Consider the following 9,957-nt stretch of genomic DNA (forward strand, 5'->3'; position numbering starts at 1 on the left):
AAAAGGGTTTCCTTTTTGCTGATCTCATATAAGGTATCCCAGTTTTGCGGGATCGGGTCTTTTTTATACCCTCCGCTATCCCTTAAAAATGGATGCTCCTGCCTTGGCTTTTCTTCCTTATTGGCAAAGGGGTTAAAGTCCGGATTAAAGGAAATGGTAGGAGCAATGATATCTTCAAATGGTTTGGGAGTGATCAGGTGTTCAATGCTGTTTTCCTGATCAAAATCCAGGCTGGGGGTAATGTTATATCTCCCTAACGATCGTTTTACCGCCGAACGGATAATGGCATAAATAGCCTTCTCGTCCTGGTATTTGATCTCCGTTTTAGTAGGGTGCACGTTGATATCGATCTTGGAAGGGTCGATATCAATAAACAGCACATAAAACGGGAAGCAATCATCCGGCAACAATTCTTCAAACGCAGTTGTTACAGCGTGGTTAAGATACGAGTCACGGATGAAGCGGTTGTTTACAAAAAAGAACTGCTCCCCGCGGGTTTTACGCGCAAACTCGGGTTTGCCCACAAAGCCACGCAGTTTAATAATTGTCGTATCTTCTTCAACCGGAACAAGCCGCTGGTTATAGTTATTGCCAAACAGGTGTACAATACGTTGTTTAAGTGTAGTACCCGGCAAGTGATAAACCTCCTGGCTGTCATGGTGAAGGGTGAAAAATATCTGTGGATGCGCCAAGGCCACACGTTGAAACTCGTCAATAATATGGCGCATCTCCACCGGGTTACTTTTTAAAAAGTTGCGGCGGGCCGGGGTGTTATAAAATAGGTTTTTTATAGAGATGGATGTACCGGTATTTGCTGCACAGGGTTCCTGGCTTATTACTTCCGATCCTTCAATTATGATGCAGCTGCCCAATTCATCTTCATGACGGCGCGTTTTCAACTCCACCTGGGCAATAGCGGCGATAGATGCCATTGCTTCGCCCCGGAAACCCATGGTGCGGATGGCAAACAGATCTTCGGCCTTGCGTATTTTGGAGGTAGCATGGCGCTCAAAGCACATGCGGGCATCGGTAAGGCTCATGCCGCAGCCATTATCAATAACCTGTATCAATGATTTACCGGCATCTTTAATAATAAGCTGGATCTTGTCCGCACCTGCATCTATAGCGTTTTCAACCAATTCCTTTACCGCAGAAGCCGGTCGCTGAACTACTTCGCCTGCGGCAATCTGGTTGGCAACGGCATCCGGTAAAAGCTGAATAATGTCTGACATCTAAAAAAAATTCCCTTCAATTTCTATTTCGATGCTAAATTAAATATTTGATGGCATAACTTTATGATTTGATAGTTGTATATACTTTTGTGGCTTAATACAATTACAATAAACATACAATCACTTTATGAAGAGACTATTGCCCGCGCTGCTATTACTGGCAGCAGCCTGCAAACAGAAGGAATACAATGCCGATATGCTGGTAAAAAACGCGGTTGTATACACCGTAGATAGCAATTTTACAACAGCAAGCGCATTTGTGGTAAGCGGAGGAAAGATACTTGCAGTAGGCAATGCCGATTCCCTTGAACAAAAATATAATGCCCGCGAAGTGATTGATGCACAGGGGGCTGCAATTTACCCCGGCTTCATTGATGCTCACGCCCATTTTTATGAATACGGTATGGGCCTGCAGGAAGTAAACCTGGTGGGTACCCATAGCTGGCCCGAGATCATTGATTCGGTAAAAGCCTTTGCCGACCGTAATACCGATGGCTGGATCATCGGTAATGGCTGGGATCAAAACGACTGGACGAACAAGCATTTTCCGGATAAGGCAAAATTAGATTCGCTGTTCCCGATGAGACCGGTAATACTTAGCCGGGTTGACGGTCATGCGGTTATAGCTAACCAAGCCGCATTGAACATTGCCGGTGTTAAACCTGGACAAACCATTAATGGAGGCGAAATAGAAACCAGTAACGGAAAGCTATCCGGCATACTGGTTGATAATGCAGTGGGTATAGTTACTCGTAAAATCCCGGAACCTACGGCAGCTATTATAGATACTGCCCTGCTTTCGGCACAAAAAAATTGTTTTGCAGTGGGGCTTACCACAGTTGATGATTGCGGATTGCCTTACACCATGATAAATACTATTAATGAGCTACAACACAAAGGCGACCTGAAAATTCGCCTGTATGTGATGCTGGCCGACAGGCAGGAAAACTACGACTATCTTTTTAAACATGGTATTATTAAAACGCCGGGCTTAAATGTAAGGGCGTTTAAGGTTTATGCTGATGGAGCGCTTGGTTCAAGAGGTGCCTGTCTGCTGCAACCCTATGCCGATTCGGCCAAATGGAGCGGATTTTTGCTGAGTAGCCAGAAACACTTTGAAGAGATAGCGCCTAAAATAGCAGCCCACGGTTTCCAGATGTGTACACATGCCATTGGCGATTCGGCGGTGAGGGTGATGCTTAAAGTCTATGCGGCCAATTTAAAAGGCAAAAATGACCTTCGCTGGCGTATCGAGCATTCGCAGGTGGTATCACCACAGGATCTGGATAAGTTTGGTCAGTATAGTATTATCCCATCGGTACAGCCTACGCACGCGACGTCAGATATGTACTGGGCCGGCAAAAGATTGGGCAACCAACGGCTTAAAACAGCTTATGCCTATAAGCAATTGCTGAAGCAAAACGGATGGTTGCCGCTGGGTACCGATTTCCCGGTTGAGAATATTAACCCGCTTTATACGTTTTATGCAGCGGTTGAGCGTAAAGATCTGAAAGGTTTTCCTGAAGGTGGCTTTCAGCCCGAAAATGCTTTGAGCAGGATTGAAGCATTAAAAGGCATGACCATCTGGGCTGCCAAAGCCAACTTTGAGGAAAAGGAGAAAGGTAGCATCGAACCTGGTAAGTTTGCCGACTTTGTGATATTGGATAAGGATATCATGAAGATAAAGGGCAGCGAGATCTCAACAACCAAAGTGACAAAAACCTATATAAACGGAGTTAAAGTATATGATAAAAAATAAATGGGGCCGTGTTCCTTTAGTACTATTAGGGTTTGCATTATTTAATACCGCTTGTGCGCAAAACCCGCCATTAACAGGGCAGGCTTTCATTGCCGAAGAAAGATTGGTTGGCAATTCAACCGTGTTGCTTAACAATGCTTCCTATTTGGTGCCTTTGCAAAAGCTGGAGGATTTAAAAATTGCCAGCGTGCATTTTAGTAACCAGTATACCGCCGTTTTTGACAGCCTTTTAAATAAATATAATAAGGTTGATCTGTTTGATGGTACAACCTATTCGGGGAATAAAACGCTGGCGAACCTAACATCCGACCTGAAGTTTTATAACACCATTATAGTACAGGTAAACGATGCTGATCTGGGCAACCCTGATGTGCTCGATTTTATCAGCTCCAATCAAAAAAACAAGAATGTAATTGTCGCTGCTTTTGGCAACGGATCAGTATTGGGCAAGCTTGATGTTATTACCGCCCCGTTGATCTGGACGGAGCGGGTATCCCAGGTATCGGCCATGTACAGTGCCGAAGCTATATTTGGGGGGATAGCTATCTCACAAAAATTAACCAAAAACTACAGCGCTGTTTATAAAACGGGGATGGGTTTTATCACCGATAAAACCAGGTTGCAATATACCGTTCCTGAAGAGGCGGGGATAAACGCCGCAAACCTGCAGGGTATCGACAAAATAGCGCAGGAAGCTATCCGTGAACATGCTACTCCGGGCTGCGTGGTATTGATTGCTAAAGATGGTAAGGTGATATTTAATAAAGCTTATGGATATCACACCTATGATAATGTAATGCCCGATAAGCTGACCGATATTTTTGACCTTGCCTCTATGACCAAGGTATCGGCCACTACTATGGAAACCATGCAGCTTACCGATCAGGGTAAACTAAGCCTGGAGAAAACCCTTGGCGATTATATTCCCCTTGCGCGCAAAAGCAACAAGAACGATATCCAGATCCGCGAAGTGTTGCTGCACCAGGCCGGTTTGATCCCCGATATCCAGTCGTTTGAGAAGGTGAAACCAGCAGATCACAGTACAGATTCATCTGCTGCATATCCAACAAAAGTATCCGACCACTATTATTTACGGAAGGACTACTATAAAGATGTAATGTTCCCCGAGATGCTGAGCTCTCCGTTGAAAACCCGAGGACAATACGTATACAGCGATGTGAGCATGTTGTTTATGCAGGAGGTAGTTGAAAATATTACAGCCGTGCCGCTTAATGTATATGTTCAACAGCATTTTTATACCCCGCTGGGGATGCAAACCGCAGGCTTTTTGCCATTGTATCGTTTTACACCCGACAGGATAATCCCAACCGAAAATGATAAGGAATACCGCATGTCGTTATTAGATGGTTATGTGCATGACCCAACATCCGCGCTTTTAGGCGGGGTTGCCGGACACGCCGGTTTGTTTGGTAGTGCCAATGACGTAGCTATATTGTATCAAATGGTTTTAAACAAAGGCAGTTACGGCGGAACGCAATACTTTAAACCGGAAGTAGTTGACCTGTTTACCTCCAAACAATCCCCGGTAAGCCGTCGTGGCTTAGGGTTTGACCGCTGGGACCCGATAGCCGACAGGCATTATCCTTCAAAACTGGCTTCTGATCAAACGTATGGCCATACCGGCTTTACAGGTACCTGTATCTGGGTTGATCCTAAATATAACCTCGTTTATGTGTTCCTGTCAAACCGGGTAAATCCGTCGGTAGGCAGCAAACTGGGCAGCCTGAACATAAGACCAAGGATTCAGGACGTGGTGTATGAGGCGATAACGAAAGGATTGTAGAGGGATTTCGGAATTGGGATTTTCGATTTCGGATTTGGTTTTAAAAGAAGAAGGTCTTGTGGTTTATTGCCACAAGACCTTCTTCTTTATTGAGGCAATTAAAACTAACCTCTAATCTCCAACCTTCAATCACTAACCTAAAACAGTTGCTCAATAATATCAGATGCCGATAAACCTTCGGCCTCGGCATGGTAGCTGCGTACTATGCGGTGGCTTAAAATGGGTTTGGCTACGGCCTGTACGTCTTCAATATCGGGTGAGTACTTGCCATTAAGTACTGCGTGGCATTTAGCCCCCAATACTAAAAATTGCGATGCCCTTGGGCCTGCGCCCCAGCTTAGCAAACGGTTAATTTGCGGAGTGGTAAATTCGCTGTTAGGGCGGGTTTTTGACACCAGCTTTACCGCGTATTCCATCACATTATCGGTAACCGGGATGTTGCGTACCAGTTGCTGAAAATAGATGATCTGCTGAGCGTTTAATATTTTATTTACTTCTACTTTATTGGTGCTTGTAGTGTTTTTAACAACCTGTAATTCCTCTTTAAATGAGGGATAGCTAAGGGCTACGTTAAACATAAACCTATCCAGCTGGGCTTCAGGTAAGGGGTAAGTGCCTTCCTGCTCAATAGGGTTTTGGGTTGCCAATACAAAAAATGGCTGTGCAAGCTTATGGGTAACACCGGCCGCGGTAACTGCTTTTTCCTGCATGGCTTCAAGCAATGCAGCCTGCGTTTTTGGCGGTGTACGGTTTATCTCATCGGCCAGGATAATGTTTGAGAAAACCGGCCCGTGGATGAATTTAAAATTACGGTCTTCACCTAATATTTCAGAACCGATAATATCTGAAGGCATCAGATCGGGCGTAAACTGGATCCTTTTAAAATCAAGGTCAAGTACCTGCGATACAGTTTGCACCAGCAGGGTTTTTGCAAGCCCCGGTACGCCAACCAATAAACAATGCCCGTTACTGAAAATAGAGATCAGCACAAATTTGATCACTTCGTCCTGGCCAACTATTACCTTACCTATTTCGGCACGAATTTGCTGGTAGGCCTGCTTTAAAGCGTCTGCAGCTTCTACATCAGAACGGTGTTGCATAAAGTTATTTAGATGATGATTTGATCTTGGTTTCAGGGATTACCAGCGTAGGGTTAGTGTTTACCCATTTCTTCAACACATCATATGATTGATATTCTTTATCAATTTTAATGAAAGTTTCCTTGCGGCGTTTTTCAAACCATTGCGATACAGTTCTGTTAACCTTATCATTATAGGCATATTCCTTAAGTTTAGGAAAGTCCTGCTCTAAATTAGCTTTATGGGCATTGGTAGCCGATTTAAGCATCAATATTTTGTAGCTCTTTTTACCATCGGCACCGGTAAAGATATCAGGTTTTGAAATGCTGCCAACTTTCATCGTATCGGTAATTAGAGCCACTTTAGGATCAAGTTTATCGGTTGGGATAAATGTTGAGCGGCTTTGAACATCTTCTGCGTTCAGCATCATACCGCCGTTGTATTTGGTATCCTTATCATCGGAGTAATAGGCGGCGGCGCTTGAAAAGTCAATAGCCATATTTTTATCTTTTACAAGTAAATTGTAAATACTATCGGCTTTGGCTTTTGCCCTGTCTAAGCTGGCCTGTGTAACAATTGGTGTAACCAGGATGTGCCTTACGTGCACTTGCTCGCCGCGGCGTTCAATTACCTGTAAAAAGTGGAAACCAAAATCCGTTTCAAACACAGGGGAAATTTCACCTGCTTTTAATTTGAAGGCATTAGCTGTAAATTCTTTTACGAAAGTGGTACGATCGGCAAAGCCAAGGTCACCACCTTCTGGCGCTGAACCCGGATCCTGCGAATAAAGCCTGGCCAGTGTACCAAAGTCTTCGCCTTTTTTAACACGCTGCCTTAACTCTTCGGCTTTTGCTTTATAAAGATCTTTTTCGTCTTTGTTCAGTTTCGGCTGAAAAACGATCTCACCAACTTCAATCTCTTTATTAAATGATGGCAGACTGTCTTTCGCGATGCCGTCATAGTATTTTTTTACGTCCTGAGGGGTTACGTTCAGTTTTTCTGTAATGTGCTGCTGCATTTTCTGAGCAACCATTTGCTCTTTTAGGTCGGGCCTTATCTCGTCTTTATACTGAATAACTGAGCGGCCTAAAAACGCTTCCAGTTTTTCCTGTCCGCCTGCACGTTGCGTCATTTCACGCATACGGCGATCAACGTTGGCGTCAACATCTTCTTCCTTTACCTCAATACTGTCAATAGCAGCCTGCTGGGCAAGCAGCTTTTGGGTTAGCAAGGTTTGCAGGATCCGCGCTTTAACGGTTGGATCGGGCTGGTTGCCCTGTACCAAAAAGTTAGCGTATGACAGTTCAATATCTGATAGCAATATTGGGCTGTTACCAACCACTGCTGCAATTTTATCAAGCGTTTTGCCTGGTGTGGTGGCAATAACCGAATCGGCTTTAACCAGTTTTTTTGCCGACGTATCTGATGCTACCTGTGCCTTTGCAAATGTTATTGTTAAAATAAAACTTAGTACTAATACTCCTAACTTTCTCATGTAACGCTGTTATGCTAAATAAAACGGGATAGTTAACCCGTTAAAAACTACGAATTTCGGTAAAATTTATTAATTATAGCCGAACAAATATTTTCTGCAAAATCAGCCGGCTATAATTGTGCTAATATGCCTATAAAGCTTGAGATCGTTTAACTACTTTTGGTTAAAATTTGTTAAAGTGAAAGTTGAGAACCCGGCCGCGTTTCGTTTTTTGTTAGAGGATGAACTTTACCTGCTCAATGCAGATAAAATGTTATACGATAAAATTGCTGAGCCCGAACCTACCGCAGCAGTACCATTATCCCCTGTTATTGAACATACAAAACCCGAACCGGTAGCAGTCACACCTTCCTTAACTCCTGAACCTCAGCCTGTAATACAAACGCCGGTTTCCGATTTTAAGTATCGGGGCAAAAACTTAAAGAATTTCCTGGTACTTACTCATTATAAGGCAGATGACTTTATAAACGCCGGGCATTTAACTGCTCTTGAAAACATCCTTAAGCGTAAAGAGCTTGGCCCCGATGATGTAGCGATATTCAACCTGGCCAACTATAGCGAAACCAAATTCAGCCAGTTAAAACCTTTTTTTAAGCCAACCAAAGTGCTTGTTTTGGGAGGAGATGCCCTGCCGCAGGATATCAAAGTGCTTAAACCGAATAAGCCGGTAACCTCAAACGGCATCACGGTGCTTTACACTTACTCGTTTGATGAAATGATGGATAATGTAGATCATAAGAAAACATTTTGGGAACTGGTAAAAACGTTATAAATAAAAATCGCCATAAATAATATGCAGCAATTAGTTTTTGCTACCAATAACCGTCACAAGCTTGATGAAGTTTCGGCCAAGCTCAATGGGGCTATCAAATTGTTAACCCTGCATGATATTGGCTGTTACGATGATATTGAAGAAACCGGCAATACATTTAAAGCCAATGCATCCATCAAAAGCCACCATGTATACACCGAATATAAGCTTAACTGCTTTGGCGACGATAGCGGACTGGAAATAGATGCCCTGAACGGAGAACCGGGTGTTTACTCGGCCAGGTACGCAGGCACGCACGGTAACCATGCGGCCAATATCAGTAAAGTGCTTGATAACCTAAAAGGCGAAACCAACCGCAAAGCCCGGTTTCGTACCGTAATTTCTTTGATCTGGAATGGGGAAGAGCATTTTTTTGAAGGTACTGTTGAAGGAACTATCCGGAAAGAATTAAGTGGGAACGGCGGTTTTGGTTATGACCCTATTTTTGAGCCCGAAGGATATGATATTACCTTTGCTGAAATGAGCATGGAACAAAAAAATGCTATCAGCCACCGGGCAAAAGCTATGGAGCAGCTGATTGCATTCTTGAACGGGGCTGATGAGTAATTTCTTCGGATAGTAAATTATTCACATTGAACTTAACAGCACTATAAAGCAGGACTTTACTGTCGATGCGCTTTGATTTTTTTAAATTGATAAAACGTTTAATCGGATTTTATTCAATATTTTAAAATTTAACGCAACCTTACCTGTTTATACCCCGTAAAATAGAGCTATAAGGAATACCTATGAACATTATTAAGCAGATCGGTAAAATTTTATCGAACAGGGACACCAATCCCAAGTTTATTAATAGCCTAAAAAAGGTTCGGGAGGCCGATCAGATTGCCGAATCGATCAATAAAAGGTTAAACGAATTAGAAAAGCGTACCCGGCAGCAAGCAGTGAATTTATAATTGTGCACTTTGGCAGGATTTATGCTATTTATGCATAAAATATACTGTCATGAAAAAGTTAATTCAAACCTCAATCGCAATCTTTTCGCTTATTTTGGTCATTTCGGCCTGCTCGTCAACCAAAAGCACTACTACGTCTAATGTATCGCGCGGTAAATTTGTTGGCACCTGGACCTGCAATAATGTAAGTTATGACGGTCTTGTACAAAATGCAGTACAAAGCGTATTTGACCAGGCCCCTCCCGAAGGTTTTGTTGGCAGCACATGGAAGCTTACCAACAGCGGCAACGGCATTTACACTTTAACCAACGGAACATCGCAAACCATATTTTGGTCGGTTTATAACGGCGGTACAACCGGTACCCAATTCCAGTTCAAAAAACTTTACGAAGGCGATAAAGCCAAAAACGTAGCCGAAGGTTACCGTTTGGATATTGCAAGTAATGATGGATCAACCATGACCCTGAAATCACCTGTTACCGTAGGTAATAGTACAGGATATATTGTTTATTCGTTTACCAAGAATTAAGCTTAAAGCCGAAGGCTCAACGCTTAAAGCAAAAAAGGAAAGCTCAAAGTAGTTTATATTAAAACTACTTTGAGCTTTTTTTATATTGTAATAGTTAGCTTTCCGCTTTAAGCCTTCTGCTTTCAGCTTACTCAGCTGGTGCAAATTTCAAGCATACCGGGTTACCGATATCCACCTTGATACCTGTTTGGGAAAGCTTGCCTGTATTTTGGTCAATTTTAAATACCCACATGTTATCGCTGTTTTGATTGGCTACGATCAGGAATTTACCTGTTGGGTCGATAGCGAAATCGCGAGGATTTTTACCGTAGGTTGATTGACGGGCCACAAA

Annotated in this window: 10 protein-coding genes; 6 read left to right on the forward strand and 4 right to left on the reverse strand. The window is 43.1% G+C overall.

Annotation, left to right across the window (positions count from 1 at the left end; genetic code table 11):
- The coding region (gene mutL, locus VF500_RS13370) for a DNA mismatch repair endonuclease MutL (RefSeq protein WP_330860146.1) at window positions 1-1,232 on the reverse strand (1,232 nt) is incomplete at its 3' end.
- Window positions 1,233-1,359: 127 nt separating this feature from the next.
- Between mutL and VF500_RS13375 the strand changes: the two genes are divergently transcribed.
- Window positions 1,360-2,991 carry an amidohydrolase gene (locus tag VF500_RS13375; RefSeq protein WP_330860147.1) on the forward strand — a complete coding sequence of 544 codons (1,632 nt, stop codon included), beginning with the start codon at window positions 1,360-1,362 and terminating at the stop codon, window positions 2,989-2,991.
- Complete coding sequence (locus tag VF500_RS13380) at window positions 2,978-4,795, forward strand: serine hydrolase domain-containing protein (RefSeq protein WP_330860148.1); 1,818 nt, start codon at window positions 2,978-2,980, stop codon at window positions 4,793-4,795. Before VF500_RS13375 ends, VF500_RS13380 begins: the two co-directional genes overlap by 14 nt.
- 137 nt (window positions 4,796-4,932) lie before the next feature.
- Here VF500_RS13380 and VF500_RS13385 read toward each other — a convergent pair whose 3' ends face one another.
- Window positions 4,933-5,895, reverse strand: coding sequence for a MoxR family ATPase (locus VF500_RS13385; protein ID WP_330860149.1), 963 nt, complete (start codon window positions 5,893-5,895; stop codon window positions 4,933-4,935).
- 4 nt (window positions 5,896-5,899) lie between these two features.
- The gene (locus tag VF500_RS13390; RefSeq protein WP_330860150.1) at window positions 5,900-7,369 is read right to left on the reverse strand and encodes a peptidylprolyl isomerase; all 1,470 of its coding nucleotides are present in this window, start codon (window positions 7,367-7,369) and stop codon (window positions 5,900-5,902) included.
- 178 nt (window positions 7,370-7,547) lie between these two features.
- On the opposite strand from VF500_RS13390, the gene VF500_RS13395 reads away from it, so the two are divergent.
- The 4 genes from VF500_RS13395 to VF500_RS13410 all read left to right on the forward strand — a co-directional run bounded on the left by VF500_RS13395 (window position 7,548) and on the right by VF500_RS13410 (window position 9,626).
- Window positions 7,548-8,141 carry a hypothetical protein gene (locus VF500_RS13395; RefSeq protein WP_330860151.1) on the forward strand — a complete coding sequence of 198 codons (594 nt, stop codon included), beginning with the start codon at window positions 7,548-7,550 and terminating at the stop codon, window positions 8,139-8,141.
- 21 nt (window positions 8,142-8,162) lie between these two features.
- On the forward strand, window positions 8,163-8,747 hold the full coding sequence (locus VF500_RS13400; RefSeq protein ID WP_330860152.1) for a non-canonical purine NTP diphosphatase: 585 nt from the start codon (window positions 8,163-8,165) through the stop codon (window positions 8,745-8,747).
- 182 nt (window positions 8,748-8,929) lie between these two features.
- Window positions 8,930-9,097: a hypothetical protein gene (locus VF500_RS13405; RefSeq protein ID WP_330860153.1), complete on the forward strand. Its 168-nt coding sequence runs from the start codon at window positions 8,930-8,932 to the stop codon at window positions 9,095-9,097.
- Window positions 9,098-9,146: 49 nt separating this feature from the next.
- Window positions 9,147-9,626, forward strand: a complete 480-nt coding sequence (locus VF500_RS13410; RefSeq protein ID WP_330860154.1) for a hypothetical protein — start codon at window positions 9,147-9,149, stop codon at window positions 9,624-9,626.
- A 127-nt stretch (window positions 9,627-9,753) separates the two neighbouring features.
- Here VF500_RS13410 and VF500_RS13415 read toward each other — a convergent pair.
- Window positions 9,754-9,957 (reverse strand): lactonase family protein (locus VF500_RS13415; protein ID WP_330860155.1); only part of this gene is annotated, 204 nt, incomplete at its 5' end.

Origin of the sequence: Mucilaginibacter sp., from assembly GCF_036383575.1 — a bacterium.
In the GTDB taxonomy this organism is placed as follows: Bacteria; Bacteroidota; Bacteroidia; order Sphingobacteriales; family Sphingobacteriaceae; genus Mucilaginibacter.

Coding starts and splice junctions, on each gene's coding strand:
- VF500_RS13375 (WP_330860147.1), top strand. CDS start 1,360: ATGAAGAGACTATTGCCCGCGCTGCTATTACTGGCAGCAGCCTGCAAA.
- VF500_RS13380 (WP_330860148.1), top strand. CDS start 2,978: ATGATAAAAAATAAATGGGGCCGTGTTCCTTTAGTACTATTAGGGTTT.
- VF500_RS13385 (WP_330860149.1), bottom strand. CDS start 5,895: ATGCAACACCGTTCTGATGTAGAAGCTGCAGACGCTTTAAAGCAGGCC.
- VF500_RS13390 (WP_330860150.1), bottom strand. CDS start 7,369: ATGAGAAAGTTAGGAGTATTAGTACTAAGTTTTATTTTAACAATAACA.
- VF500_RS13400 (WP_330860152.1), top strand. CDS start 8,163: ATGCAGCAATTAGTTTTTGCTACCAATAACCGTCACAAGCTTGATGAA.
- VF500_RS13405 (WP_330860153.1), top strand. CDS start 8,930: ATGAACATTATTAAGCAGATCGGTAAAATTTTATCGAACAGGGACACC.
- VF500_RS13410 (WP_330860154.1), top strand. CDS start 9,147: ATGAAAAAGTTAATTCAAACCTCAATCGCAATCTTTTCGCTTATTTTG.